The sequence below is a fragment of the Pseudomonas sp. TR47 genome, assembly GCF_044143025.1.
GTDB classification, from domain to species: domain Bacteria; phylum Pseudomonadota; class Gammaproteobacteria; order Pseudomonadales; family Pseudomonadaceae; genus Aquipseudomonas; species Aquipseudomonas putida_E.
Window position 1 is genome coordinate 22,755 of the sequence record NZ_JBHFCS010000030.1, and the last position, 26,827, is coordinate 49,581.

Annotated in this window: 21 protein-coding genes and 1 pseudogene; 3 read left to right on the forward strand and 19 right to left on the reverse strand. The window is 61.2% G+C overall.

Annotation, left to right across the window (positions count from 1 at the left end; all coding sequences use genetic code 11):
- Positions 1-78: 78 nt before the first annotated feature.
- The 16 genes from dnaE to rpsB all read right to left on the reverse strand — a co-directional run bounded on the left by dnaE (position 79) and on the right by rpsB (position 18,242).
- The gene (dnaE, locus tag ACEWE8_RS23340; protein WP_046788314.1) at positions 79-3,603 is read right to left on the reverse strand and encodes a DNA polymerase III subunit alpha; all 3,525 of its coding nucleotides are present in this window, start codon (positions 3,601-3,603) and stop codon (positions 79-81) included.
- An 89-nt stretch (positions 3,604-3,692) separates the two neighbouring features.
- Positions 3,693-4,316: a ribonuclease HII gene (rnhB, locus tag ACEWE8_RS23345; RefSeq protein WP_046788313.1), complete on the reverse strand. Its 624-nt coding sequence runs from the start codon at positions 4,314-4,316 to the stop codon at positions 3,693-3,695.
- Position 4,317: 1 nt separating this feature from the next.
- Positions 4,318-5,445: a lipid-A-disaccharide synthase gene (gene lpxB, locus ACEWE8_RS23350; protein ID WP_046788312.1), complete on the reverse strand. Its 1,128-nt coding sequence runs from the start codon at positions 5,443-5,445 to the stop codon at positions 4,318-4,320.
- A gap of 1 nt (position 5,446) precedes the next feature.
- Positions 5,447-6,223, reverse strand: coding sequence for an acyl-ACP--UDP-N-acetylglucosamine O-acyltransferase (lpxA, locus tag ACEWE8_RS23355; RefSeq protein ID WP_012315890.1), 777 nt, complete (start codon positions 6,221-6,223; stop codon positions 5,447-5,449).
- Positions 6,220-6,660, reverse strand: a complete 441-nt coding sequence (gene fabZ / locus ACEWE8_RS23360) for a 3-hydroxyacyl-ACP dehydratase FabZ (protein ID WP_012315891.1) — start codon at positions 6,658-6,660, stop codon at positions 6,220-6,222. Before fabZ ends, lpxA begins: the two co-directional genes overlap by 4 nt.
- A 113-nt stretch (positions 6,661-6,773) precedes the next feature.
- Positions 6,774-7,829, reverse strand: a complete 1,056-nt coding sequence (lpxD, locus tag ACEWE8_RS23365; RefSeq protein WP_012315892.1) for a UDP-3-O-(3-hydroxymyristoyl)glucosamine N-acyltransferase — start codon at positions 7,827-7,829, stop codon at positions 6,774-6,776.
- A 1-nt stretch (position 7,830) separates the two neighbouring features.
- The gene (locus ACEWE8_RS23370; RefSeq protein ID WP_012315893.1) at positions 7,831-8,334 is read right to left on the reverse strand and encodes an OmpH family outer membrane protein; all 504 of its coding nucleotides are present in this window, start codon (positions 8,332-8,334) and stop codon (positions 7,831-7,833) included.
- Positions 8,335-8,378: 44 nt separating this feature from the next.
- Entirely contained in the window at positions 8,379-10,724 is a 2,346-nt protein-coding gene (bamA, locus tag ACEWE8_RS23375; protein ID WP_395589374.1) for an outer membrane protein assembly factor BamA, read from the reverse strand.
- A gap of 70 nt (positions 10,725-10,794) precedes the next feature.
- A complete protein-coding gene (gene rseP, locus ACEWE8_RS23380; protein ID WP_115274038.1) occupies positions 10,795-12,147 on the reverse strand; it encodes an RIP metalloprotease RseP in 1,353 nt (450 codons plus the stop codon).
- 61 nt (positions 12,148-12,208) lie between these two features.
- A complete protein-coding gene (gene ispC / locus ACEWE8_RS23385; protein ID WP_046784285.1) occupies positions 12,209-13,399 on the reverse strand; it encodes a 1-deoxy-D-xylulose-5-phosphate reductoisomerase in 1,191 nt (396 codons plus the stop codon).
- The gene (locus tag ACEWE8_RS23390) at positions 13,396-14,211 is read right to left on the reverse strand and encodes a phosphatidate cytidylyltransferase (protein ID WP_046784286.1); all 816 of its coding nucleotides are present in this window, start codon (positions 14,209-14,211) and stop codon (positions 13,396-13,398) included. The genes ispC and ACEWE8_RS23390 overlap by 4 nt, the downstream gene beginning before the upstream one ends.
- Complete coding sequence (gene uppS / locus ACEWE8_RS23395) at positions 14,211-14,966, reverse strand: polyprenyl diphosphate synthase (protein ID WP_046784287.1); 756 nt, start codon at positions 14,964-14,966, stop codon at positions 14,211-14,213. The genes ACEWE8_RS23390 and uppS overlap by 1 nt, the downstream gene beginning before the upstream one ends.
- 15 nt (positions 14,967-14,981) lie before the next feature.
- Positions 14,982-15,539 carry a ribosome recycling factor gene (gene frr / locus ACEWE8_RS23400; protein WP_008094910.1) on the reverse strand — a complete coding sequence of 186 codons (558 nt, stop codon included), beginning with the start codon at positions 15,537-15,539 and terminating at the stop codon, positions 14,982-14,984.
- On the reverse strand, positions 15,536-16,279 hold the full coding sequence (pyrH, locus tag ACEWE8_RS23405) for a UMP kinase (protein WP_008094912.1): 744 nt from the start codon (positions 16,277-16,279) through the stop codon (positions 15,536-15,538). Before pyrH ends, frr begins: the two co-directional genes overlap by 4 nt.
- Positions 16,280-16,455: 176 nt before the next feature.
- Complete coding sequence (tsf, locus tag ACEWE8_RS23410) at positions 16,456-17,319, reverse strand: translation elongation factor Ts (RefSeq protein WP_008094914.1); 864 nt, start codon at positions 17,317-17,319, stop codon at positions 16,456-16,458.
- A gap of 185 nt (positions 17,320-17,504) precedes the next feature.
- Positions 17,505-18,242: a 30S ribosomal protein S2 gene (rpsB, locus tag ACEWE8_RS23415; protein ID WP_012315900.1), complete on the reverse strand. Its 738-nt coding sequence runs from the start codon at positions 18,240-18,242 to the stop codon at positions 17,505-17,507.
- 304 nt (positions 18,243-18,546) lie between these two features.
- On the opposite strand from rpsB, the gene map reads away from it, so the two are divergent.
- Genes map through dapC form a run of 3 tightly spaced genes read left to right on the forward strand, consistent with a single transcriptional unit; the run spans position 18,547 to position 23,295 of the window.
- Positions 18,547-19,329 carry a type I methionyl aminopeptidase gene (map, locus tag ACEWE8_RS23420; RefSeq protein WP_004375406.1) on the forward strand — a complete coding sequence of 261 codons (783 nt, stop codon included), beginning with the start codon at positions 18,547-18,549 and terminating at the stop codon, positions 19,327-19,329.
- A 36-nt stretch (positions 19,330-19,365) separates the two neighbouring features.
- On the forward strand, positions 19,366-22,068 hold the full coding sequence (locus ACEWE8_RS23425) for a [protein-PII] uridylyltransferase (RefSeq protein WP_046784288.1): 2,703 nt from the start codon (positions 19,366-19,368) through the stop codon (positions 22,066-22,068).
- A 30-nt stretch (positions 22,069-22,098) separates the two neighbouring features.
- Complete coding sequence (dapC, locus tag ACEWE8_RS23430; RefSeq protein ID WP_046784289.1) at positions 22,099-23,295, forward strand: succinyldiaminopimelate transaminase; 1,197 nt, start codon at positions 22,099-22,101, stop codon at positions 23,293-23,295.
- A 60-nt stretch (positions 23,296-23,355) separates the two neighbouring features.
- Here the strand turns inward: dapC and ACEWE8_RS23435 are convergent.
- From ACEWE8_RS23435 to ACEWE8_RS23445, 3 genes and pseudogenes are all read right to left on the reverse strand, one after another.
- Positions 23,356-24,558: pseudogene (locus ACEWE8_RS23435) on the reverse strand (cation:proton antiporter); the annotation flags it as partial.
- Positions 24,559-24,757: 199 nt separating this feature from the next.
- A complete protein-coding gene (locus ACEWE8_RS23440) occupies positions 24,758-26,287 on the reverse strand; it encodes a nucleotidyltransferase (RefSeq protein WP_046784290.1) in 1,530 nt (509 codons plus the stop codon).
- A partial coding sequence (locus ACEWE8_RS23445; RefSeq protein WP_395589375.1) for an SLATT domain-containing protein occupies positions 26,284-26,827 on the reverse strand: 544 nt, incomplete at its 5' end. The genes ACEWE8_RS23445 and ACEWE8_RS23440, both read right to left, overlap by 4 nt.

Genomic DNA, 26,827 nt, shown 5'->3' on the forward strand with positions numbered 1-26,827 from the left:
GCGGCCGGCCGGTTGATCCGTTTGGCGCCCTACCTTAAGGGATCAGGCGCATTCAGGTCGAGATTAAATTTCGTCGGTTCAACGATATTGCAGGAAGACGTTCTCACGCCCGAACTGGTCACGCAGCGCCTGAATCAAGCCATCGGCCGGGTCGATCGACCATTGGTCGCCAAACTGCAGCATCGCCTTGGCGTCGCTGCCGGTGTATTCGAGGGTGATCGGGCAACCACCGCGATGGCGGGTGATCAGCTCGCCCAGCCAGTTCAGGCGGTCGCCCTTGAGGGCATCGTGGGTGATCTTCAGGCGCAGGCTCTCGGCCAGCTTGGTACGGGCATCTTCCATGGTCATCACCTGCTTGACACGCAGGCGCAGGCCACCGGAAAAGTCGTCATTGCTGACCTCACCCTCAACCACGACCATGGCATCGTTCTGCAACAACGCCTGGGCGCCCATGAAGGCATCGGCGAACAGCGACGCTTCGATACGCCCGGAGCGGTCATCGAGGGTGACAAAGCCCATCTTGTCGCCCTTCTTGTTCTTCATCACGCGCATGGCAATGATCATGCCGGCGATAGTCTGCGTCTCGCGGGAGGGTTTCAGATCGATGATGCGCTGGCGGGCGAAACGGCGGATCTCCCCTTCATATTCATCGATCGGGTGGCCGGTGAGGTATACGCCAAGGGTATCCTTCTCGCCCTTCAGGCGCTCCTTGAGCGTCAGTTCACGCACCTTGCGGTGGTTGGCGTAAACATCGGAGTCCTCCTCGACGAACAGCCCGCCGAACAGATCGACGTGACCGCTATCGGCGGTGCGTGCCGTCTGCTCAGCAGCCTTGATCGCTTCTTCGAGGGCCGACAGCAAGGTCGCGCGATTGATGTCGATACTGGCGTGGTAGGCCTTGATCTCATCATGAAAGTGCGGGCCCAGGCGGTCCAGTGCGCCACTGCGGATCAGCGCATCGAGTGTGCGTTTGTTCACCCGCTTGAGGTCGACCCGCTCACAGAAGTCGAACAGGTCCTTGAATGGGCCACCCTCGGCGCGTGCCTCGACAATGGCCTCCACCGGGCCTTCACCCACGCCTTTGATGGCGCCCAGGCCATAGATGATGCGGCCGTCGTCATTGACCGTGAACTTGAACTCCGAGGCATTCACGTCAGGCGCATCGAGGCGCAGCTTCATGCTGCGCACTTCTTCGATCAGCACCACCACCTTGTCGGTGTTGTGCATGTCCGCCGACAGGACCGCGGCCATGAACGGCGCCGGATAATGAGTCTTGAGCCAGGCGGTCTGGTAAGACACCAGACCGTAGGCCGCCGAGTGGGACTTGTTGAAGCCGTAACCGGCAAACTTTTCCACCAGGTCGAAGATGTTGCCGGCGAGGTCTGCATCGATGTTGTTGGCGACGCAACCTTCGATGAAGCCACCGCGCTGCTTGGCCATTTCCTCAGGCTTTTTCTTACCCATGGCGCGGCGCAGCATGTCGGCGCCGCCGAGGGTGTACCCCGCCATGACCTGGGCAATCTGCATCACCTGTTCCTGATACAGGATGATGCCGTAGGTCGGCGCAAGAACAGGCTTGAGGCCTTCGTACTGGTAGTCCGAGTGCGGGTAGGCGAGTTCGGCGCGGCCGTGCTTGCGGTTGATGAAGTCGTCCACCATGCCCGATTGCAGGGGGCCTGGGCGGAACAATGCCACCAGTGCGATAAGGTCTTCCAGGCAGTCGGGCTTGAGCTTTTTGATCAGCTCCTTCATGCCGCGCGATTCGAGCTGGAATACCGCCGTGGTTTCGGCCTTCTGCAGCAACTCGTAGGTCTTGCGATCGTCCAGCGGGATGAAGTCGATGTTGACGTCGGGCAGGTTGTTCTTGGCCTGCTCGCGGTTGATCGTCTCCATCGCCCACTTGATGATGGTCAGGGTACGCAGGCCAAGGAAGTCGAACTTGACCAGGCCGGCGGCCTCGACATCGTCTTTGTCGAACTGGGTCACCAGGCCGCCGCCCTCTTCGTCACAGGCGATCGGCGAGAAATCGGTGAGCTTGGTCGGGGCGATTACCACACCACCGGCGTGCTTGCCGGTACCCCGGGTGACACCTTCGAGCTTGAGCGCCATCTCCCAGATTTCGCGGGCGTCTTCGTCGCCCTTGAGGAAGTCGCGCAGGATCTCTTCCTGCTCATACGCCTTCTCCAGGGTCATGCCCACTTCGAACGGGATCATCTTCGACAAACGGTCGGCCAGGCCATAGGACTTGCCCTGCACCCGCGCCACGTCGCGTACCACTGCCTTGGCGGCCATGGTACCGAAGGTGATGATCTGGCTGACCGCATTGCGCCCGTAGGCGTCGGCCACGTAGTCGATCACCCGGTCGCGGCCATCCATGCAGAAGTCGACGTCGAAGTCGGGCATGGAAACACGTTCGGGGTTGAGGAAACGTTCGAACAGCAGGTCGTAGGCCAGAGGATCGAGGTCGGTGATCTTCAGTACGTAGGCCACCAGCGAGCCGGCACCCGAACCACGGCCCGGGCCTACCGGCACGCCGTTGTTCTTGGCCCACTTGATGAAGTCCATCACGATCAGGAAGTAACCCGGGAAACCCATCTGGATGATGATGTCCAGTTCGAACTTCAGGCGGTCCAGGTAGAGCTGGCGCTTCTCTTCGTAATTGGGCGTGGTCTCCTTGGGCCAGAGCACCGCCAGGCGCTCCTCCAGGCCTTCGTGCGAAACATGGCGCAAGTAGTCGTCGATGCCCATGCCATTGGGCGTCGGGAAGTCGGGCAGGAAGTACTTGCCCAGCTGGACCTGGATGTTGCAGCGTTTGGCGATTTCGACGGTGTTGGCAATCGCGTCGGGCAGGTCGCTGAACAGCTCGGCCATTTCATCCGCGCTTTTGAGGTACTGCTGGTCGCTGTACATGCGCGGGCGACGCGGGTCGTCCAGGGTCCAGCCTTCACCGATGCACACGCGGCTTTCGTGGGCGTCGAAGTCCGACTGCTTGATAAAACGCACATCATTGGTGGCCACCAGCGGCGCGCCGACCTTGTCGGCCAGCGCCACGGCAGCGTGCACGTATTCTTCATCACCGGCACGATTGGTACGCTGCACCTCGACGTAAAAACGTTCGGGGAACATGCCCATCCAGTCGTGCAGCAGCGCCTCGGCCTCAGTGGTACGGCCGGCCATCAGGGCCATGCCGATATCGCCCTCTTTGCCGGCGGACAGGGCAATCAGACCTTCGCTGGCCGGGGCGATCCACTCACGCTGCAGAATGACCAGGCCATTGCGCTGGCCGTCAGTCCAGCCTCGGGAGATCAGCTCGGTAAGGTTGCGGTAACCCTTGGGGTTCATCGCCAGGAAGCAGATGCGCGACAGCGGCGCTTCAGGGTCGGCACCGGCCAGCCACAGGTCAGCACCGCAGATCGGCTTGATGCCCGCGCCCATGGCGGCCTTGTAGAACTTCACCAACGCGCACATGTTGCTCTGGTCGGTGATCGCCACCGCGGGCATGTTCATCCCGGCCAGCGCCTTGGCCAGCGGTTTGATCCGCACCAGACCGTCGACCAGCGAAAATTCGGAGTGGACGCGCAGGTGAACGAAGGGAACCGACATGGAAGATCCTGTAGCAGTGCTGAACGACAAGGGCGGGATTGTAGCGTAAAAGCGAGGGGGTTTTGGGGACGCAAGGCGCCCCCAACAGGCTAGATCAGAGAATCGGTAATGCCTTCGCGGGCTTCCCAAGCGGCCCGTACCGGCGCAAAGGAGCGCCGATGAATGGGCGTGGGCCCTAGCCGGGCCAAGGCTTGCAGGTGTACCGGCGTCGGATACCCCTTGTGCCCGCCAATCCCATAGCCCGGATAGATCAGCTCGAATGCGCTCATCTCGCGATCGCGGGTCACTTTGGCCAGGATCGACGCTGCAGCGATGGCCGGCACCTGGCTATCACCCTTGATAACCGGCGCAGCCGGCACCGACAGTTTGGGGCAGCGGTTACCGTCGATCAGTGCGAGCCTGGGTGTGACACTCAAGCCCTCCACTGCACGCTGCATGGCCAGCATGGTGGCCTGAAGAATGTTCAGCCGATCGATTTCCTCGACCTCGGCGCGCGCGATGCAAAAGCTCAGGGCTTTGGCACAGATCTCGTCGAACAGCGCTTCGCGCTTGGCTTCGGTGAGTTTCTTCGAGTCGTTGAGGCCGAGGATCGGCCGCGCCGGGTCAAGAATCACCGCCGCTGTGACGACCGCCCCGCACAGCGGGCCGCGCCCGACTTCGTCGACCCCGGCAACCAGGTCCTCGACCAGGTTGAAATCCAGTCCTATCTGCATGTCAGCGGTCCTTGAGCAAGGCCAGCACCGCGTCGGCTGCCTGATTGGAGGCGTCGCGGCGCAGGGTGCGGTGAATCTCGTCGAAGCGCTCGGTCTGCTGGCTGCCATCGGCCACCAGGGGGGCCAGGGTTTGTGCGAGGGCCTCGCTGGTGGCGGCATCCTGCAGCAACTCTGGCACCAACTCGCGCTGGGCGAGCAAGTTGGGCAACGACACGTAGGGGCTTTTCACCAGACGCTTGAGAATCCAGTAGGTCAGTGGCGCGAGGCGATAGGCAACGACCATGGGGCGCTTGTACAGCATGGCCTCCAGGGTGGCGGTACCCGACGCGATCAGCACCGCATCACAGGCTGCCAGGGCCTGATGCGACTGGCCATCGAGCAGCGTCAGCGGCAAGTCGCGACCTTCAAGCATCTGTTCGAGCTGTGCACGCCGTGCCCCATTGGCGCATGGCACTACAAAGTGCACGCCGGGTATCAGCTCGCCCAAGCGCTGCGCCGCATCCAGGAACAACGCCCCCAGGCGCCCGACTTCCCCGCCACGGCTGCCAGGCATCAGGGCAACCACCGGCCCTGCACCCAGCCCCAGCGCCGTGCGCACAGCCTGCCGATCCGCAGCCAACGGTATGGTATCGGCCAACGGATGGCCGACGAACCTAACCGGCACGCCCTGCTCTTCATAGAAGCGCGCTTCGAATGGCAGCAGCGTCAGCATCAGATCGCAACCTTCACGAATCTTCAGCACACGCTTCTGCCGCCATGCCCAGACCGAAGGGCTGACGTAGTGCACGGTCTTGATACCGGCCTGGCGTAGCTTCAGTTCGATATTGAGGGTGAAGTCAGGTGCATCGATGCCAATGAACACATCGGGCTTTTCGGCAATCAGGGTCTGGATCAGTACCTTGCGCCGCTTGAGCAGCTCGCGCAGGCGCCCCAGCACTTCTACCAGGCCCATGACCGCCAGACGTTCCATGGGGAAATACGACTGCATGCCCTCGGCTTCCATCAGCGGGCCGCCGACGCCGATGAAACGCACCTGGGGATGGCGCGCCTTCAAGGCGCGCATCAGACCGGAACCGAGAATATCGCCGCTGGCCTCACCCGCAACCAGGGCTACGCAAAGTTGCGCCATGTCAGCGGGTAATGCCGCGGGCAGAATTCACGATCGACTGACGGAACAAGTCGACCTCTGGGTGTTTGCCTGCCAGCTCATCCAGTTCCTTGACCGCTTCTTCGACGGTCAGGCCCTGGCGGTAGACGATCTTGTAGGAACGACGCAGGGCATGGATGACCTCGTCGCTGAACCCGCGACGGCGCATGCCTTCGAAGTTCATGCTGCGGGCTTCGGCGGGGCTGCCGAATACCGTGACGAAAGCCGGAACGTCCTTGCCGATCGCCGTGCCCATGCCGGAGAAGGCATGCGCGCCGATGTGGCAGTACTGGTGCACCAGGGTGAAACCGGACAGGATCGCCCAGTCACCCACATGCACATGCCCGGCCAGCGCAGTGTTGTTGACCAGGATGCAATGGTTGCCGATCACACTGTCATGGCCGATGTGGGCATAGGCCATGATCAGGTTGTGGTCACCCAGCGTGGTTTCAGCGCGGTCCTGGACCGTGCCACGGTGAATGGTCACACCCTCGCGAATCACGTTGTGATCACCGATCACCAGGCGCGTTGGCTCCCCTTTGTACTTCAGGTCCGGGGTGTCTTCGCCGATCGAGGAAAACTGGTAGATGCGATTGTGCTTGCCGATCCGGGTCGGCCCCTTGAGCACCACGTGAGGACCAATGACGGTACCCTCCCCGATTTCGACATCAGGGCCAACGATCGACCACGGGCCGACCTCGACACCATCGGCCAGTTTGGCCGACGGATCGATGATCGCCCGCGGATCAATCGAATTCATAGCTCACGTTCCGCACAGGTGATCTCAGCCGAGCACACTGGCTTGCCATCGACCAGTGCCCGGCACTCGAACTTCCAGATGGTCTTCTTACGGCCGATGAACTTGGCCTCCAGCACCAACTGGTCGCCCGGCAGGACGGGCTGACGGAAACGCAACTTGTCGGAACCGACGAAGTAATAGAGCGTGCCGTCGGCCGGCTTGGCGTCGAGCATCTTGAAACCGAGAATGCCTGCAGCCTGTGCCATGGCCTCGATGATCAGCACGCCTGGCATCACCGGGTGTTCCGGGAAATGCCCGTTGAAGAACGGCTCGTTGATGCTGACATTCTTGTAGGCACGAATGCTCTGGGCCTCGAAGTCCAGATCCGTTACACGATCCACCAACAGGAACGGGTAACGGTGAGGCAGGTATTCGCGAATCTCGTTGATGTCCATCATTTCGGGGGGAAGCCTGTAATAAGAATAGGGAGCGCAGGTGCTGACCACACGCTCCTTTTGCAATCCAAAGAGGAGCCAGCTAGCGACTGTTCACTCTTGCTCAGGAAATGGTATCAGCCTTCTGATGTCGGCTGGCCACCTGAGGTCACGGTATCGACACGTTTTTCCAGCTGCTGGAGACGTTTGGACATGTCATCCAGCTGGCGGATACGCGCAGCGCTCTTGCGCCAGTCAGCCAGTGGCTGCATGGCAGTGCCGGAAGAATACGCACCCGGTTCGGTGATCGAACGGGTGACCATGGTCATCCCGGAAACGAATACGTTGTCGCAGACATCAATGTGCCCCACCATGCCCACGCCACCGGCAATGGTGCAGTGCTTGCCAATGCGCGTGCTGCCGGAAATCCCGACGCAGGCAGCCATGGCCGTGTGCTCGCCGATCTGCACGTTGTGAGCGATCTGGATCTGGTTGTCGAGCTTGACGCCGTCGGCGATCCGCGTGTCGGACAAAGCGCCCCGGTCGACAGCGGTGTTCACGCCGATTTCGACGTCATCACCTATGGTGACACCGCCGATCTGGGCGATCTTGCGCCATACGCCCTTCTCGTTGGCAAAGCCGAAGCCCTCACCACCGATCACCGCGCCAGACTGGATGACCACGCGCTTGCCTATGGTCACGTCGTGATACAGCGTGACCCGCGGTGCCAGCCAGCCACCCTCGCCAACCACACAACGGGCACCGATCACGCAATGCGCACCGATGCTGACGTTGGCGCCAATGCGTGCGCCGCTCTCGATGACCACGAACGGCCCGATGCTGGCACTGGCATCCACCTGCGCATCCTCGGCAACCACGGCGCTGGGATGAATTCCCGCTACAGCCTTGGGTTTGGGATCGAACAGGTGGGAAATGCGCGCGTAGGCCAGGTACGGGTCCGCCACGATCAACGCATTGCCGGCAAAGCCTTCAGCATCTGCAGCCTGCAGCAACACCGCTGCTGCCTGGCAGTTATCCAGGTATTTGCGGTACTGCTTGTTGGCGAGAAAGCTCAACTGACCGGGGCCGGCCTCCTGCAAGGTGGCCAGCCCGGTGATCTGCAGCGCCTCGGAGCCTTTGAGAGTGGCCCCGAGGGCCTCGGCCAACTGGCCGAGCGTCATGGTCACGGTCATATCAACGGGCTTGGTTCATGCGCTCGATGACTTGGCGGGTGATGTCGTACTGAGGCTTGACATCAATGACCGCGCCACGCTCGAGGACCAGGTCGTAACCGCCTTTCTTGATCACTTCCTCGACAGCGCCGTCGAGCTTGGGCTTGAGCTGCTTGAGCATGTCGCGGTCAGCAACCGCCTTGGCTTCATTCAGTTCCTTGGACTGGAACTGGAAGTCACGGGCCTTTTGCTTGAACTCAAGCTCCAGGCGCTCACGCTCCGGCTGGGCCATCTTGTCGCCGCCTTTGATCAAGCGGTCCTGAATGCCTTTGGCGCTGCTTTCCAGGGTCTTGAGCTTGGTCAGCTGCGGGCCGAACTTCTTCTCGGCATCCACCGCGTATTTCTTGGCGGCATCAGATTCGAGCAACGCCATCTGATAGTTCAGCACGGCAACCTTCATTTCGGCGAAAGCCGGGGTGGCGACCAGCGCCGCGGCCAGTAAGGCCAGTTGAGTCAACTTACGCACGATGCACTCCTGGATAAACCGTTGTCGTTAAGCAAGGGCCGACCTTAGAAGGTCTGGCCCAGAGAGAATTGGAACACCTGGGTATCGGCATCGTCCGGCTTCTTGACCGGCATTGCCAGGCTGAAGCTCAACGGGCCCAGCGCGGTGATCCAGGTCACACCCAGGCCCACAGAGCTGGCCATGTCCGAGAAACCGACCTTGGCGCAGTCAGGCTTGGAACCGCAATTGGTGTCGAACACGTTACCCACATCCCAGAACACGGAGGTGCGCAGCGAACGCTGGTCCTTCACGAACGGCAGCGGGAACAACAGCTCTACGCCACCTTGTACCAGGACGTTGCCACCGAACGGCAGTGGGTCTTGGTCCGGATCACGCTCGGTACCGTTGTTCCCGGTACTCGGTGTACTACGTGGACCCAGGCTGCTGTCCTTGAAGCCGCGAACTGAGTTGAAGCCACCCGCATAGTAGTTCTCGTAAAACGGCAGGCCCGAAGTGCCACCGAAACCATCACCATAGCCCAATTCGGTGTGCAGGCGCAGGGTGTACTCGTTGTTGATCGGCTTGAACAGCTGGCCGCGATAATCAAGCTTGTAGAACGACAGGTCGCTGCCTGGAATGGTCGATTCCAGGGTCAGGCTCTGGGAGTGACCACGGGTTGCCAGCACACCTTTGTTCAGGGTCGACTCGGACCAGCCGACGGACGCCTTGAAGTTCAGGAAGCTGTCGCCCTCCTCCTTAAGGAAGTCGAAGATCTCGTCAACGGTATAGCGACCGGTCTTGATCTTGTCCTGCTGCACGCTGAGGCCGTAAGTCAGACGCGAGGTTTCACTGATCGGGTAGCCAAGGCTGACGCCTGCACCCAGGCTGTCGACCGCATAGCTGGCCACGTCAACGTCAAGGTCGTCGTAGTCGGTGCTGCGGTAGAACGCGTTGTAACCCAGGCTGACGCCGTCGGCAGTGAAGTAGGGGTCAACGAAACCGAAGTTGTAGCGGGTCTGGTATTCCGAACGGGTCAGGCCGATGGACACCTTGTTACCGGTACCGAGGAAGTTGGTCTGGCTGATCGAACCGCCCAGGATCAGGCCGGCGCTCTGGGCGAAGCCCACGCTGGCGGTGATCGAGCCGGATGCCTGCTCTTCGACGCTGTAGTTGACGTCGACCTGGTCGTCGGTACCCGGCACTGCCGGGGTCTCGACGTTGACTTCCTTGAAGAAGCCCAGGCGCTCCAGGCGGGTCTTGGACTGGTCGATCAGGTAGGTCGAAGCCCAGCCGCCTTCCATCTGGCGCATTTCGCGGCGCAGCACTTCGTCTTCGGTCTTGGTGTTGCCGCGGTAGTTGATGCGGTTGACGTAGGCACGCTTGCCCGGGTCGACCACGAACATGATGTCGACGGTATGGTCTTCGTCATTGGGCTGTGGCACGCCGTTGACGTTGGCGAAGGTATAGCCTTCGTTACCAAGGCGGCGGGTGATCAGCTCGGACGTGGTGGTCATCACCTTGCGCGAGAACACCTGGCCCGGCTGCACCAGCAGCAGCGACTTGACCTGGTCTTCCGGCACCTTCAGGTCGCCCGACAGCTTCACGTCACGAACGGTGTACTTCTCGCCTTCGTTGACGTTGACGGTGATGTAGACGTGCTTCTTGTCCGGGGTGATCGACACCTGGGTGGAAGCGATGTCCATGTTGATGTAGCCGCGGTCCAGGTAGTAGGAACGCAGGCGCTCCAGGTCACCGGAAAGTTTTTCGCGGGCATACTTGTCGTCGTTCTTGAAGAACGACAGCCAGTTGGTGGTCTTGAGCTCGAACAGCTGCGCCAGTTCTTCATCGTCGAACACGGTGTTGCCGACGACGTTGATGTGCTGGATGGCAGCGACGGTGCCTTCGTTGATCTTGATCTTCAGGGCAACCCGGTTGCGCGGCTGCGGCACCACCTCGGCGTCGACCTCGGCCGAGTAGCGGCCCTGGGCCACGTACTGGCGCTGCAGTTCGTTACGCACGCCTTCGAGGGTGGCACGCTGGAAGATCTCGCCTTCGGCCAGGCCCGACTGTTTCAGGCCCTTCATCAGGTCTTCGGTGCTGATCGCCTTGTTGCCTTCGATCTCGATGCTCGACACCGACGGGCGCTCGACCACGTTGATGATCAGGACATCGCCGTCGCGGTTCAGCTGGATATCCTGGAAGAAGCCGGTCTTGAACAGCGAACGGGTGGACTCCACCAGGCGCCGGTCATCGGCCTGATCGCCCACGTTCAGGGGCAAGGCACCGAAAACGCTGCCGGCGGATACCCGCTGCAGGCCGTTGACACGAATATCGGAGATGGTGAAGGACTCGGCGTGAACTTCAGCGATCATCAATGCGGAGAGGACCGCAGTTAGCAGCAGACGTTTCATGAAGTCCTTTTATTCCAACTGGCAATAAACAACCTGCCGCAAATGGCGGCAGGTTTGCAATGCGAAGCTTTTATAGTCGACCCAGATCGTTGATCAGGGCGAGCAACATCACCCCTATGACCAAACTGATACCGATCTGGACCCCCCAACCTTGAACCCGATCCGACAATGGACGACCGCGCGCCCACTCGACCAGGTAAAACAGCAAATGCCCCCCATCCAGCACTGGAATGGGCAGCAGGTTAAGAACCCCCAGGCTAATGCTCAGGTAGGCGAGGAAATTCAGGAAATCCCCCACGCCGGACTGGGCTGAAGCGCCCGCCACTTTAGCAATGGTTATCGGTCCGCTCAAGTTTTTTACCGAGAGCTCACCGAACAGCATTTTCTTCAGGGATTCGAGGGTCAGGACGCTCATGTTCCACGTCCGGGACAGGCCCTCGCCTACCGCGTCCAGCGGACCGTAGCTGACCTCACGAAGCATGTCGGCAGGCCATTCGCCACTTTTCACCCCGGCACCCAGGTAACCACCGGCAGCCTCGCCCTCACCTTTTCGTGCCAGTGTCACCGGCACATCCAGCGCTGCACCGTCGCGCTCGACACGCACCACCACCTTGGCTTCAGGGCGGGCGCGCACGCTATCGACAACCTGCTGCCAGTCAGTCAAGGCGACCCCATCGAGACTCAGCAGCCGGTCACCGGTTTTCAGACCGGCAGCCGCCGCTGGCCCTTTTGGATCGATCTCGGCCAGCACGGGCGCAACCACAGGGCGCCATGGCCGCAGCCCGAGCGACTGAATCGGATCAGGCTCGTCCGCGCCCTTGAGCCAGCTGTCGAGCTTGACCTGCAACTGACGCTCGGCACTGGAGCCCTCATCGCGCACGCCAACCTGCAATGTTCCGCTTTCGCCCAGGCGACGCACCAACTGCAGATTGACGGCCGACCAGCCACTGGTCGCCTTGCCATCGATGGACACAATTTCCTGGCCGGCAACCAGGCCCGCCGATGCTGCCAGGCTGCCTGGCTCTACCGCACCGATGACCGGACGGATCTGCTGGGTACCGAGCATCGCCAGCAACCAGAAGAAAACGATGGCCAGCAGGAAGTTGGCAATCGGACCGGCGGCGACGATGGCGATGCGCTGGCGAACCGATTTGCGATTGAAGGACTGCTCGGCCAGCGCTGGCGGCACTTCGCCTTCACGCTCGTCGAGCATCTTGACGTACCCACCCAAAGGAATGGCCGCCACCACGAACTCGGTACCGTGGCGGTCATGCCAGCGCAATAGCCCGGGGCCGAAGCCCACGGAAAAGCGCAGCACCTTGACCCCGCAACGCCGGGCCACCCAGAAGTGGCCGAATTCGTGGAAAGTGACCAGTACACCCAGGGCCACCAGGGTGCCGATAATCATGTACAGCGCAGTCATGTCTTTCTCCGAATGACGTTCAGCGGAACGACTTTTCGCACATCCTCTGGGCCGGGCAGCATCAGCGGCCGTGGCGCCTCAACCACTCGCGGGACAACTCTCGGGCGCGCTGATCGGCAGCAAATACCGCATCCAGCGAAGGCACAGGCACCACGGGTTCCTGAGCCAGTACCTGTTCGATCATACCCGCGATCTCCGGGAAGCGGATACGCCGCTCAAGAAATGCATCGACCGCAACTTCGTTGGCCGCATTGAGTACCGCTGGCGCGCTGCTGCCCGCCTCGGCAGCCTGCCGTGCCAGGCGCAGGCACGGAAAGCGCAGTTCGTCGGGGGCCTGGAAATCCAGGCGAGCAATGGCGAACAGATCCAGCGGGGCCACACCAGAATCGATCCGCTCCGGCCAGGCAAGGGCGTTGGCAATGGGCGTGCGCATATCCGGGTTACCCAACTGGGCCAGCACCGAACCGTCAACGTAGTCCACCAGGGAATGGATAACGCTCTGCGGGTGCACCACCACTTCGACCTTGTCCGGCGCCGCATCGAACAACCAGCAAGCCTCGATCAGTTCCAGGCCCTTGTTCATCATGCTCGCCGAGTCCACCGAAATCTTGCGCCCCATGGACCAGTTCGGGTGGGCACAAGCCTGCTCTGGCGTGACATCGGCCAAGTCAGCCTGAGGCGTCTCGCGAAACGGCCCGCCCGAGGCTGTCAGCAGAATGCGACGCACACCCACCTGGCTCAGACCACGGTCATAGTCACCCGGCAGGCACTGGAAGATAGCATTGTGCTCGCTGTCGATCGGCAGCAGCACTGCACCACTGCGGCGCACAGCTTCCATGAACAGCGCGCCGGACATCACCAGCGCCTCCTTGTTGGCCAGCAGCACCTTCTTGCCCGCCTCGACGGCGGCCAGTGTCGGGCGCAGGCCAGCAGCGCCGACGATGGCAGCCATCACCGCATCCACTTCAGGGGCGGCCGCAACCTCACACAGGCCCGCCTCCCCTTCGAGCACCTCGGTGGCGCAGCCCGCAGCCGCCAGGCCTTCACGCAAGCGCACGGCTGCTTCGCCGTTGGGCACCACGGCATAGGCCGGGCGATGCAGCACGCACAGCGCCAGCAGTTGATCGATGCGCGAATAGCCGCTCAATGCAAATACCTGGTAGCGCTCGGGATGGCGGGCAATCACATCCAGGGTACTGAGGCCGATGGAGCCGGTGGCGCCCAGGACCGTAATGCGCTGTAGCGCTGTCACATCACACCCCATTCAGCAGCCCACAGCAATACCGCGAAAACCGGGATGGCCGCAGTCAGGCTGTCGATGCGGTCAAGCACCCCGCCATGGCCAGGCAGCAGGTTGCTGCTGTCCTTGATACCGGAGCGGCGCTTGAACATGCTCTCGGTCAGGTCACCAATCACCGATGACATGACCACCAGCGCAGCCCCCACGAGCCCCAGCAGAATCTGGCCGACGCCCCAATCGCGAGTGATGCCGACCGCAAGCGTAATCACCAGGCTGACCGCCAGGCCGCCATAGACGCCTTCCCAGCTTTTACCCGGGCTGACTTGGGCAGCCAGCTTGCGCTTGCCGAAAGCACGGCCCGAGAAGTACGCGCCGATATCGGCCGCCCACACCAGCACCATGACAGACAGGATAAGCCAGTTACCCAGCGGCCAGTGCTTGAGCAGCACCAGCCCTTGCCAGGCAGGCAGCAGGATCAGCAGACCGATCAGCAGACGGCAGGCAGCACTGGCCCACAGCTCACTGCTGCGCGGATAAGTCAGCACCAACCAGGTGGCCATACCCCACCAGATGACCGACGCACCAAGCACCCAGGGCGCCAGGTCAGGCATCAGGTAGAGCAGCATCAGCACACCGGCGACGACAGCGGCATAGGCAATGCGCAGCGGCTGGGCCATCAGCCCGGCCAGGCGCGCCCATTCCCAGGCCGCCAGGGTCACCACCAAGCCGATGAACAGAGCGAAATCCCCGCCGTTGAGCAGGAAGAAACCACCCAGCGCGACCGGCAGCAGGATCAGCGCGGTAATGATGCGTTGTTTAAGCATTAAGCACGAGCTCCAGCCTCGACCTGCTCGCTGGTCTTACCGAAGCGGCGCTGGCGCGAAGCGAAATCGGCCAGAGCATTGCGCATGGCCTCGTGTTTGAAGTCCGGCCAGTACAGGTCGGAGAAATACAGTTCGGCATAGGCCAACTGCCACAGCAGGAAGTTGCTGATGCGGTGCTCACCACCGGTGCGGATGCACAGGTCCGGCAACGGCAATTCGCCCGTCGCCAGGCAGGCTTGCAAAAGCCCTGGAGTGATGTCGTCCGGACGCAGATGGCCGGCCTGAACCTCACGCGCCAGGCGCTGGGCGGCCTGGGCAATATCCCACTGGCCACCGTAGTTGGCGGCGATCTGCAGGATGAAGCGATTATTACCGGCGGTCTGCGCCTCGGCCTCACGCATGGCGGCCTGCAGCTCTGGATGGAAACGCGAACGGTCGCCAATGATGCGCAGGCTGATATTGTTCTCGTTCAGGCGTTTGGCCTCACGGCGCAGCGCCGAGAAGAACAGCTCCATCAACGCCCCCACTTCCTCGGCAGGGCGCTGCCAGTTCTCACTGGAGAAGGCGAACAGGGTCAGCACCTCGACCCCGGACTTGGCGCATACCTCGATAACCGCACGTACGGCATCGACGCCGGCCTTGTGCCCGGCTACGCCGGGCAACAGGCGCTTCTTCGCCCAGCGATTATTGCCATCCATGATGATCGCGACGTGTCGCGGCACCGAAGACGGTGCCGCCAGCTTGGTCTTTTCCATTAAAAAACCTCGGCCTTAGACGGCCAACAGGTCCTTTTCCTTGGCTTTGAACGCAGCGTCGATTTCGGCGACGAACTTGTCGGTCAGCTTCTGGATCTCGTCAGCAGCACGACGCTCTTCGTCTTCGCTGATTTCCTTGTCCTTGGTCAGCTTCTTCAGGTCAGCCAGGGCATCACGACGCACGTTGCGCACGGCAACCTTGGCGTCTTCGGCAACGGCGCTGGCCTGCTTGGTGTAACCCTTGCGGGTTTCCTCGGTCAGGGCCGGCATCGGTACACGGATGGTGGTGCCGGCGCTGGACGGATTCAGGCCCAGATCGGAAGTCAGAATGGCCTTCTCGATGGCAGCGCTGAGGTTCTTGTCGTGGGCGACGATCTTCAGGGTGCGCGCATCTTCAACAGAGACTGCAGCGACCTGGTTCAGCGGCATTTCGCTGCCCCACGCCGGGACCTTGACGCTGTCCAGGATGCTTGGGTGGGCGCGACCGGTGCGGATTGACGCCAGGTTGCGGCCCAAAGCCTCGATGGACTTGCCCATGCGATCCTGAGCGTCTTTCTTGATGTCGTTGATCATTTTTGAACTTCCTCGATCAGAGTTCCTTCCGCGCCGCCATGCACGATGTTCAGCAAGGCGCCGGGTTTGTTCATGTTGAAGACGCGCAGCGGCATCTTGTGGTCGCGGCAAAGGCAGATTGCCGTGAGATCCATTACACCCAGCTTGCGATCCAGCACTTCATCGTAGGTCAGATGATCGAACTTCTCGGCATGCGGGTCCTTGAATGGATCTGCAGTGTATACACCATCGACCTTGGTTGCCTTCAATACCACGTCGGCATCGATTTCGATGGCACGCAGGCATGCGGCGGAGTCGGTGGTGAAGAACGGGTTGCCAGTACCGGCAGCGAAGATTACGACTTCTTTGGCGTTCAGGTGACGCATGGCTTTGCGGCGGTCATAGTGATCGGTCACGCCCACCATGGAAATGGCCGACATGACGATGGCGGTAATGTTCGCCCGCTCCAGCGCATCGCGCATGGCCAGGCCATTCATTACGGTCGCCAGCATGCCCATGTGGTCGCCGGTAACACGGTCCATGCCGGCTGCACTGAGCGCCGCGCCACGGAACAGGTTGCCACCGCCGATCACCAGGCCGACCTGGACACCGATGCCGACCAACTGGCCGACTTCCAGGGCCATGCGATCCAGGACCTTGGGGTCGATCCCGAACTCTTCCGAGCCCATCAGGGCCTCGCCGCTAAGTTTGAGTAGAATGCGTTTATAGCGAGCCTGATAACCACTGCCCTGCTGAGCCATTGCGAATCTCTCCTGCGGCGTTTGTAAAATTCTGGCGGGCTGCTTGAGCCTGCGTGTAACTCTAACGTGACGCAGCGACTGCGTCAGCGAGCACGGCCTTGAAAACCGCTCCCGCTTTGACAAAGAGGCTGCGCGCGTGAGCGGGCAGCCTCTTTGGGGCGACAGACGAGTCTGTCTTACTGCTTGGCGGCAGCTACCTGAGCGGCAACTTCAGCAGCGAAGTCGTCGACCGGCTTCTCGATGCCTTCGCCTACTTTGAAGTAGGTGAAGGAAACGATTTCAGCACCGGCCTTCTTGGCCAGCTCGCCGACTTTGACTTCCGGGTTCATGACGAAGGCTTGCTCTTTCAGCGAGGCTTCGGCCTTGAACTTGGTGATACGGCCGTTGATCATGTTTTCAACGATGTTTTCCGGCTTGCCGGCGATCTTGTCAGCGTTCAGCTGCAGGAAGACGTTCTTCTCGCGCTCGATGGCCTCGGCGGAGATTTCCGACGCATCCAGGAACTCTGGGTTCGAAGCTGCAACGTGCATGGCAATGTTCTTGGCCAGCTCGACGTCGCCACCCTTGAGGACGACAACAGCACCGATCTTGTTACCGTGCAGGTAAGCACCGACAACGTCACCCTCAACGCGCACCAGGCGACGGATGTTGACGTTCTCGCCGCACTTGGCGACCAGGGCTTCACGAGCAGCTTCGCGCGAGGCGATCAGCGGAGCGGCATCGGTCAGCTTCTGGGCGAAAGCTTCTTCGAGGCTTTCAGCGACGAAGTTCTTGAAGTCGTCTTGCAGAGCCAGGAAGTCGGTCTGCGAGTTGACTTCCAGCAGGACGGCGGATTTACCGTCGGTCTTGACGGCGATCGCGCCTTCGGCAGCGACGTTGCCAGCCTTTTTGGCGGCCTTGATGGCGCCCGAGGCACGCATGTCGTCAATGGCTTTTTCGATGTCGCCGCCGGCCTTTTCCAGGGCCTTTTTGCAATCCATCATGCCTTCGCCGGTACGCTCGCGCAGTTCTTTGACCAGCGCTGCAGTAATTGCTGCCATTTCAAAATCCTCTTGGAAAGTTTTTCAACCATTCCACCCGCTCATCACGGGCGTTCAATTCTGCAAATCCGCTGTTTCAACCTCAGCCGGCCCATAATGCGGGGCGCTTGCTGACAGCAGGATTTCAAGGTGGCAAAAAGGGGGCCAAGCCCCCTTTTTGCGTGCCAAGCAGACGCTAGCGTCTATTACTCGGCAGCAGGTGCAGCCGCTTCTTCAGCGTAGACTTCGGTGCCGCCAGCAACGTTGTTGCGGCCGCGGATGACGGCGTCAGCCATCGAAGTCATGTACAGCTCGATAGCGCGAATGGCGTCATCGTTACCTGGGATGATGTAGTCAACACCTTCTGGGCTGCTGTTGGTATCGACAACGCCGATAACCGGGATGCCCAGCTTGTTGGCTTCGGTGATGGCAATGCGCTCGTGGTCAACATCGATCACGAACAGGGCATCAGGCAGGCCGCCCATGTCCTTGATACCACCCAGGCTGCGGTCCAGCTTTTCCAGATCGCGCGAACGCATCAGGGCTTCTTTCTTGGTCAGCTTGGCAAAAGTGCCGTCTTCGGCCTGGGTTTCCAGGTCGCGCAGACGCTTGATCGAAGCGCGGATGGTTTTGTAGTTGGTCAGCATGCCGCCCAACCAGCGGTGGTCAACGTATGGCGAACCGCAACGAGCAGCTTGCTCGGCGACGATCTTGCCGGCGGAACGCTTGGTGCCGACGAACATGATCTTGTTCTTGCCCTGGGCCAGGCGCTCTACGAACGACAAAGCGTCGTTGAACATTGGCAGGGTTTTTTCCAGGTTGATGATGTGGATCTTGTTACGCGCGCCAAAAATGTACTTGCCCATTTTCGGGTTCCAGTAACGGGTCTGGTGGCCGAAGTGCACACCGGCCTTCAGCATATCGCGCATGTTGACTTGGGACATGATAGTTCCTTGATAAGTCGGGTTGGGCCTCCACGTATCCCAATGACCAACCCACGCACCTGAACAAGAACTTCGAGAATGCGGGGCACCCAGGTCATCGTGTCGACACGTGTGTGGGTTTGAGCTGACGGGGTCGTCCCCGAAAGCGGCGCATGTTATACCACAGACCGCCAACGAACGGAACCCGCAGAAGTGAACTGCGAATCCAGCCTCAAGCTTGATGCTGGGTTCGCAGCCGCCCTCTGATAGAATAAGGGCCTTTTCCGTTTGTTCGCGCCGCCTGCGGCGCCGTAGAGAGCCAGTAATGACCGTTACCATCAAGACCGCAGAAGACATCGAGAAGATGCGCATCGCCGGCCGCCTGGCCGCCGAAGTGCTGGAAATGATCGAAGAACACGTCAAGCCCGGTGTCACCACCGAAGAGCTCGACCGCCTGTGCCACGACTACATCGTCAACGTGCAGCAGGCCATTCCGGCACCGCTCAACTACAAGGGCTACCCCAAGTCGATCTGCACCTCGATCAACCACGTGGTGTGCCACGGCATCCCCAACGACAAGCCGCTCAAGGACGGGGACACGCTGAACATCGATGTCACCGTGATCAAGGACGGCTACCACGGCGACACCAGCCGCATGTTCCACGTCGGTACCGTGCCGGTATGGGCCGAGCGCCTGTCCAAAGTCACCCAGGAGTGCATGTACAAGGCCATCGAGCTGGTCAAGCCTGGCTGCCGCCTGGGTGATATCGGTGAAGTGATCCAGAAGCACGCTGAGAAGAACGGCTTTTCGGTCGTGCGTGAGTTCTGCGGCCACGGCATCGGCAAGGTGTTCCACGAAGAGCCACAGATCCTCCACTACGGCCGTGCCGGCACCGGCATGGAGCTCAAAGAGGGCATGACCTTCACCATCGAACCGATGATCAACCAGGGCAAGGCCGACACCAAGGTGCTGGGCGACGGCTGGACCGCCATCACCAAGGACCGCAAGCTCTCGGCGCAGTGGGAGCACACCCTGGTGGTGACCGCCACCGGCTACGAGATCTTCACCCTGCGCAAGGACGACACCATCCCGCGCACTTCGGCCTGAGTTCACGCCAAAGCCTCTACGACAGGAACGCGATGCATGCCCCAGGTGGATCCCGAGCTGTTCGACCGCGGCCAGTTCCAGGCGGAACTGGCCCTCAAGGCGAGCCCCATCGCCGCTTTCAAGAAGGCCATCCGCCAGGCCGGCGAGGTGCTCGACAGGCGTTTCCGTGACGGCCGCGACATCCGCCGGCTGATCGAGGACCGCGCCTGGCTCGTCGACAACATCCTGCAACAGGCCTGGAAGCAGTTTGACTGGGGCGACGCTGACGGTATCGCCCTGGTAGCGGTCGGGGGCTATGGGCGCGGTGAACTGCACCCGCACTCGGACATCGACCTGCTGATCCTGCTGCGCGACGCCGAACACGAGCAGTACCGCGACGCCATCGAGCGCTTCCTGACACTGCTGTGGGACATGGGCCTTGAAGTGGGCCAGAGCGTGCGTACCGTGGACGAGTGTGCCGAACAGGCCCGCGCCGACCTGACGGTCATCACCAACATGATGGAAAGCCGCACCATCGCCGGCCCCGAAGCCCTGCGCCAGCGCATGCTCGAGGTCACCAGCACCGCGCACATGTGGCCGAGCAAGGAGTTCTTCCTGGCCAAGCGCGCAGAGCTCAAGGCCCGCCACCACAAGTACAACGACACCGAGTACAACCTCGAGCCCAATGTAAAAGGCTCGCCCGGTGGCCTTCGCGACATCCAGACAGTCCTTTGGGTAGCCCGTCGCCAGTACGGCACCCTGAACCTGCACGCCCTCGCTGGCGAAGGCTTCCTGCTGGAAAGCGAAAACGAACTGCTGGCCTCCTCCCAGGACTTTTTGTGGAAGGTGCGCTACGCCCTGCACATGCTCGCCGGCCGCGCCGAAGATCGCCTGCTGTTCGACCACCAGCGCAGCATCGCCGCACTGCTGGGCTACAGCGACGAAAACCCCAAACGCGCCATCGAACAGTTCATGCAGCAGTACTACCGGGTGGTGATGAGCATCAGCCAGTTGTGCGACCTGATCATCCAGCACTTCGAGGAAGTCATCCTCGCCGACGATGACAGTGGCACCACCCAGCCGCTGAATGCGCGCTTCCGCCTGCACGACGGCTATATCGAAGCGGTCAACGCGAACGTTTTCAAGCGCACGCCGTTCGCCATGCTGGAGATCTTCGTGCTGATGGCGCAGCACCCGGAAATCAAGGGCGTGCGCGCTGACACCGTGCGCCTGCTGCGCGAGCACCGGCACCTGATCGACGACACCTTCCGCAACGATATCCGCAACACCAGCCTGTTCATCGAGCTGTTCAAGTGCGAAATCGGCATCCATCGCAACCTGCGGCGAATGAACCGCTACGGCATCCTCGGCCGCTACCTGCCAGAGTTCGGCCTGATCGTCGGGCAGATGCAGCACGACCTGTTCCACATCTATACGGTCGATGCGCACACCCTCAACCTCATCAAGCACCTGCGCAAGCTGCAGTACACGCCGGTGTCCGAAAAATTCCCGCTGGCCAGCAAGCTCATGGGCCGCCTGCCCAAGCCTGAGCTCATCTACCTGGCCGGGCTGTACCACGACATCGGCAAAGGCCGTCAGGGCGACCACTCCGAACTGGGCGCTGTGGACGCGAATAAGTTCTGCGAGCGCCATCAATTGCCCGCCTGGGATAGCCGCCTGATCGTCTGGCTGGTGCAAAACCACCTGGTGATGTCCACCACCGCCCAGCGCAAGGACCTGTCCGACCCACAGGTGATCAACGACTTCGCCCTGCATGTCGGCGACGAGACGCGCCTGGACTACCTCTACGTGCTGACCGTGGCCGACATCAACGCCACCAATCCCAGCCTGTGGAACTCCTGGCGCGCCAGCCTGCTGCGCCAGCTGTACAGCGAGACCAAACGCGCCTTGCGACGCGGCCTGGAAAACCCGCTGGACCGCGAGGAGCAGATCCGCCAGACACAGAGTGCGGCGCTGGATATCCTCGTGCGCGAGGGCACCGACCCGGACGACGTCGAGCAACTCTGGTCGCAACTGGGTGACGACTACTTCCTCAAGCACAACGCCGCCGATGTGGCCTGGCACAGTGATGCGATCCTGCAGCAGCCCGCCGACGGCGGGCCGCTGGTACTGATCAAGGAAACCACACAGCGGGAGTTCGAGGGCGGCACGCAAATCTTCATCTACGCCCCCGACCAGCACGATTTCTTCGCCGTGACCGTGGCGGCCATGTCGCAGCTCAACCTGAACATCCATGACGCGCGCATCATCACCTCGAGCAGCCAGTTCACGCTCGACACCTACATCGTGCTCGACAATGACGGCGGCTCCATCGGCGATAACCCGCAACGGGTCAAGCAGATCCGCGACGGCCTGACCGAGGCGCTGCGCAACCCCGAGGACTACCCGACCATCATCCAGCGACGGGTACCCCGCCAGCTCAAGCATTTCAACTTCCCGCCGCAGGTGACCATCCTCAACGATGCACAGCGGGCGGTGACCATCCTTGAGATCACCGCGCCGGACCGCCCGGGGCTGCTGGCGCGGATCGGGCGGATCTTCCTGGAGTTCGACCTGTCACTGCAGAACGCCAAGATCGCCACCCTCGGCGAACGCGTGGAAGACGTATTCTTCATTACCGATGCCGACAACCAGCCGCTGTCCGACCCGCAGCTGTGCAGCCGCCTGCAGGAAGCGATCGTGCAGCAGCTGCAGGCCGGCCAGGCCAGCGATGCCAGCCCGACTCGCGTGACCTTTTAACGATTAGACGATTGACGAGACCTTGCGCCGATGAACCATGCCTTGACCCAGCTTCAGCCCTACCCGTTCGAGAAACTCCGCGCCCTGCTGGGCAGCGTGAAGCCCGCGGCGGACAAGCGCGCCATCGCCCTGTCGATCGGTGAGCCGAAGCACGCATCCCCGGCGTTCGTCGCCCAGGCCATGGCCGACAACCTCGACAAGCTGGCGGTCTACCCCAGCACCATCGGCCTGCCAGAGCTGCGCCAGGCCATCGGCCAATGGTGCGAACGCCGGTTCGGCGTGCCGAGCGGCTGGCTGGACGCGGACCGCCATGTGCTGCCGGTCAACGGCACCCGTGAAGCACTGTTCGCCTTTACCCAGGCCGTGGTCAACCGCGCCGATGATGGCCTGGTGGTCAGCCCCAACCCGTTCTACCAGATCTACGAAGGCGCGGCCCTGCTCGCCGGCGCCACCCCGCATTACCTGCCGTGCCTGGAAAACAACGGTTTCAACCCGGACTTCGATGCCGTACCCACCGAGGTATGGAAACGCTGCCAGATCCTGTTCCTGTGCTCACCGGGCAACCCCACCGGCGCACTGGTACCGATGGACACCCTGAAGAAGCTGATCGCACTGGCCGACGAGCATGATTTCGTGATCGCCGCCGATGAATGCTACAGCGAGCTGTACTTCGACGAAGACGCGCCACCACCGGGCCTGCTCAGTGCCTGTGCCGAACTGGGCCGCAGTGATTTCAAGCGTTGCGTGGTATTCCACAGCCTGTCCAAGCGCTCCAACCTGCCGGGCCTGCGTTCGGGCTTCGTTGCCGGCGACGCGGCCATCATCAAGCCGTTCCTGCTGTACCGCACCTACCATGGCTGCGCCATGCCGGTGCAGACCCAGCTGGCCAGCATCGCCGCCTGGCAGGATGAAGCGCATGTGCGCGAAAACCGCGACCTATACCGCGCCAAATACGATGCCGTGCTGGATATCCTGCAGCCCGTGCTGGACGTACAGCGGCCCGATGGCAGTTTCTACCTGTGGGCCAAGGTACCGGGGTGCGATGCCGACTTCACGCGTGACCTGTTCCAAGCCCAGCATGTGACGGTGGTACCTGGTTCGTACCTGTCGCGTGAAGTGGATGGCGTGAACCCGGGGGCCGGGCGGGTACGCATGGCACTGGTCGCACCATTGGCCGAGTGCATCGAGGCGGCTGAGCGGATTCGTGCGTTTGTGCAAACCCGTTGATTGACCGAGTGCCGCACTGTAGCTCAAACACCGGCTCGCCGGCGCTTGAGCTACAGCGGCTCATTTGACTGCCCCCAGGTTCGCCTCGCTCAAGTCCAGCTCCCCCAACACTTGCCGCACCACCTCATCACCAACCAGATGCTGGCGATGCAGGTTATACAATTCCAACCGCTGCGCCCGAAGCGCCCGCAGGCGCAGACGTCGTTCCAGCAAGTCCATCTGCTCCGCCAAGGCCCTCGCCTCGGCCGTGTCGTTGTAACTGTCCAGCTCATCGCGGTATTCGGCCATCAACCTTGCCTTGAGCTCGGTGGCCAGGGTCGCCTGCGCCGCATCCTGAGGTGCGCTGGCATCAACCACGTCCTCGGCCTCCAGGGCATGAATCGCAGCCTCGGCCGTGCGCCGCCAGGCTTCCTGCACCTCCTGATGCAGCCGTTCGTCCGGGCTTCGGGTGACGCCTCTCAAGAGAAAGGGCAACGCCACGCAGGCGCTGACCAGCGACAGCAAGATGACGCCGGCAGCGATGAAAATCAGCAGGTCGCGCTCCGGGAAAGCCTGGCCTGCCCCGATCAGCAGCGGTATCGACATCACACCCGCCAGCGTCACCGCACCCCGCACCCCGCCAAGGGTCAGCAACCAGCATGAGCGCGCCGTGGGCATCAGCACCAGTGCCGGCTTGCCGCGCCAGCGACGCACTACCCCGACCGCCCGCCAGATGCTTTGTACCCAGATGAAACGCAGCAGGATCAGCGCCGCAAAGATCGCCAGCACATCCAGGCAACGCCATGCCAGTGTCGGCCAGAGGGTAGGTTCGTGGCTGACCACCGCCTTGATGATGTCCGGCAATTGCAGGCCCAACAGCAGGAAGATCAGGCCATTGAAGGCGAATTCCAGTAGCGACCAGACGCTACGGTTGAGCAGGCGGGTGCTGGTCTGGCGCGGCAGCAGGTCGAGCCAGCTCTGCATCATGCCGGCGGCCACCGCCGAGAGGATGCCCGACACCCCAAGGCGCTCGGCCAGCACATAGGCGGCAAACGGCAGCAGCAGCATGAAGACCACGTGGGTGGCCGGGTCATCCCAGCCACGTGCGATCATCCAGGCGCGCAGCCTGCCAATCAGCCAGCTCAGGGCAACACCGACCGCCAGCCCGCCGATGGCAACCAGGACAAAGCTGAAGCTGGCATCGGCCAAAGAAAATACGCCGGTGATCGCCGCTGCCAGCGCGAACTTGAAGGTCACCAGGCCAGAGGCGTCATTCATCAGCGCTACTCACCATATGTGGACACAAATCCACATCTCGCCATACACACAGATGGACAGACAGATCTTGCAGGCATGCGACCAAAAGGGAGTGCAGCCGCCCCTCCCCGTTACTAACACGAGGAGAAGGCAGGCAATAGAACAGGCTTTAGCTTAGGTGCGTCGCAGGAGAGGGTTAGGCGTAGAGGCTGAGTTTCAACTCACCTCAAGCCTTGATGTCCACGACGAACTGGCCACTTCGAGCAGCACAATAGTTGTCTTTCACGATGAAGCACTCAATGGTGTGGGTGCCGATGTACAAGGCCGTTTCATCCTTCCAGAGACTGCCCAGCTCAGAGGTCGACATTTCGAATCCGCCTCGAAGGCCCTTGTCCTTGGCAGCCTCCTTTCCTGTGTTCACGATCTGCCAATAAACCTTGAAAGGTGGCGCTACGTCGGTGGTTGCCATGAAGTTGAGAGAGCAGCCTCTCCTTACAGGCACTCCGCTGCTGACATAACCGGTGCGGAAACCGTTCTGTGACGAGCGAGCTAAAAGGTGCACGTTCCCTCCGGGGACTTTAGGCCAGGTCATTGGTTTCCGGTGCGGTGCATCAGCTAGGCGCTGGTTCGGGCTCCTGCGCTTCTCCCTCGATCTTGCGAGGGCCTGGAAGCTAGTCGGCAGAACTGCGCTCTCGACAAGAGGACGGCCCATGCGTGGCGCAAGTATGTCTATGACCGACTCCATGTCGTCCTGCTGAGCGGCGAGGGCAAAGTCTGACCTAGCCACTTCCAACCACTCATAGAATCCCTCTTTCAGGACAGGCTCATGCTCCCATCCGTCCGCGAAATTCTCACGGGGGTTAGAAGGGTTCTCAATCCATGTCACCCCGTTCCGCTCATGAATGAATTGATCCATGGAGGCAAGGATAGATAGGAGCGCCCCCGTTACAGACCCCTCTTGGTTGTAAGCATGAGCAGCCAAGGTACTGATGATTATCGATGAGGGTCTTCCGTCTTCCACCTCAGAAAACCGCATGTCTCGATGTCGCTTCAGCAGTTGGATGGCCGCCTGCAGAGGTGTCTTCACCCGGAACGATGGGATGTCTTCAACATCTGCTTTCGCTTCAGCCAGCATCATCGCTCGACGCCTCTGATCGAAGGCAGGCTTCATCCTGGCGTAGAACCAATCCGCATACCCCTTGGGATTGCTCGAAGGCCAGTCATCTGATCGAAGCCTGTAGTTTACGTGGGTGCGATCAGTGATGGAGATTGAGGTCTGGACGTGTGCCAAGCTCAACATTCGTTGTTCACGAAGAACCCGCTGTCGCTGTCCATCAGGAACTGAAGGCAGCAGATCCATGTGAAACTGTGCAGAGTCCGAATAATTCAGCGTCCAGCAGCGATCCCAACCCTGCGGCGGCTCCATACCGTAGCGTCTTGCATAGGCCATCAGCTCGGCCCCCAGAGCCTCGTACACGTCTTCCTGGGTATTGCGCCCCTTACTCAGGTCAAACTCGAACACGACATCTAGGTCGTATTCCTCCTCCCCGCTTAACGGACGGATGACGGTGCCCAGTCGAAATGAGCCTTGGGCATACGCCTGGATATCAACACCGTTGAACTGCGAATCGGCTCTCTCCAGCCAGGTGCACACCGACCGGTAGCTCCGATCCGCAGCCTCGTATCGCTCAGGCGGAATATCCAATGCAGTCGCGAGATCGCCAATGAAGTGTTCGCCAGCTGTTGCTCGATTCATCGCTGGCCCTCCTTTCGGAATGCCTCAGGAAGGAAGCAGTCAACTTCATCGTTCGAGAGGGTGTATTCCTCGTTGAGCTTCAGGGCATCCTGAGCCTTTTTGTAGGCTTTCCCATTGGTCTGTGGGGCGCTCTTGTAGACTGCAGCCAGCTGGGCCTGCAGAGCTTCGCGACGTATCGCAGCCTGGTCGTAGGTAATCTGGCCGGCGTTGATATCCGTGAGCAGCGATAGGTAGGACTCACGGATAGTCCAAATACTCGCAGCAGCATCGCGGTGCTTTTGAGCAACCCCTCCTGGATCAAAACCCTTCATGTAGCTGGTGATAAGCAGGGTTATGACGGAACATACCCCGGTAGCAATTTTGATCCACTCCGGGTCACAGAAGCCTGCTGCAACGGCGACCGTAGCCGTCGCAGCCGAGGCAATGAGCTGGGCCATTTTCCACCCATTGAGCCTTGCTGAGCAGGCATCCGCCATTTTTTCATGGGTCTTGTGGGTGTAGACGACACGGCCAAAGCAATCCCTTACTTGGGCCTCAAGG

Excerpts from the sequence above, each read along its gene's own strand:
- dapC (WP_046784289.1), top strand. The coding sequence starts at position 22,099 with ATGAACCATGCCTTGACCCAGCTTCAGCCCTACCCGTTCGAGAAACTC.
- lpxD (WP_012315892.1), bottom strand. The coding sequence starts at position 7,829 with ATGACCGTGACCATGACGCTCGGCCAGTTGGCCGAGGCCCTCGGGGCC.
- ACEWE8_RS23390 (WP_046784286.1), bottom strand. The coding sequence starts at position 14,211 with ATGCTTAAACAACGCATCATTACCGCGCTGATCCTGCTGCCGGTCGCG.
- dnaE (WP_046788314.1), bottom strand. The coding sequence starts at position 3,603 with ATGTCGGTTCCCTTCGTTCACCTGCGCGTCCACTCCGAATTTTCGCTG.
- tsf (WP_008094914.1), bottom strand. The coding sequence starts at position 17,319 with ATGGCAGCAATTACTGCAGCGCTGGTCAAAGAACTGCGCGAGCGTACC.
- pyrH (WP_008094912.1), bottom strand. The coding sequence starts at position 16,279 with ATGGCTCAGCAGGGCAGTGGTTATCAGGCTCGCTATAAACGCATTCTA.
- lpxA (WP_012315890.1), bottom strand. The coding sequence starts at position 6,223 with ATGAATTCGATTGATCCGCGGGCGATCATCGATCCGTCGGCCAAACTG.
- rpsB (WP_012315900.1), bottom strand. The coding sequence starts at position 18,242 with ATGTCCCAAGTCAACATGCGCGATATGCTGAAGGCCGGTGTGCACTTC.
- lpxB (WP_046788312.1), bottom strand. The coding sequence starts at position 5,445 with ATGGCGCAACTTTGCGTAGCCCTGGTTGCGGGTGAGGCCAGCGGCGAT.
- uppS (WP_046784287.1), bottom strand. The coding sequence starts at position 14,966 with ATGGAAAAGACCAAGCTGGCGGCACCGTCTTCGGTGCCGCGACACGTC.
- rnhB (WP_046788313.1), bottom strand. The coding sequence starts at position 4,316 with ATGCAGATAGGACTGGATTTCAACCTGGTCGAGGACCTGGTTGCCGGG.
- fabZ (WP_012315891.1), bottom strand. The coding sequence starts at position 6,660 with ATGATGGACATCAACGAGATTCGCGAATACCTGCCTCACCGTTACCCG.
- bamA (WP_395589374.1), bottom strand. The coding sequence starts at position 10,724 with ATGAAACGTCTGCTGCTAACTGCGGTCCTCTCCGCATTGATGATCGCT.
- frr (WP_008094910.1), bottom strand. The coding sequence starts at position 15,539 with ATGATCAACGACATCAAGAAAGACGCTCAGGATCGCATGGGCAAGTCC.
- ACEWE8_RS23440 (WP_046784290.1), bottom strand. The coding sequence starts at position 26,287 with ATGAATCGAGCAACAGCTGGCGAACACTTCATTGGCGATCTCGCGACT.
- rseP (WP_115274038.1), bottom strand. The coding sequence starts at position 12,147 with ATGACTGCGCTGTACATGATTATCGGCACCCTGGTGGCCCTGGGTGTA.
- ACEWE8_RS23425 (WP_046784288.1), top strand. The coding sequence starts at position 19,366 with ATGCCCCAGGTGGATCCCGAGCTGTTCGACCGCGGCCAGTTCCAGGCG.
- map (WP_004375406.1), top strand. The coding sequence starts at position 18,547 with ATGACCGTTACCATCAAGACCGCAGAAGACATCGAGAAGATGCGCATC.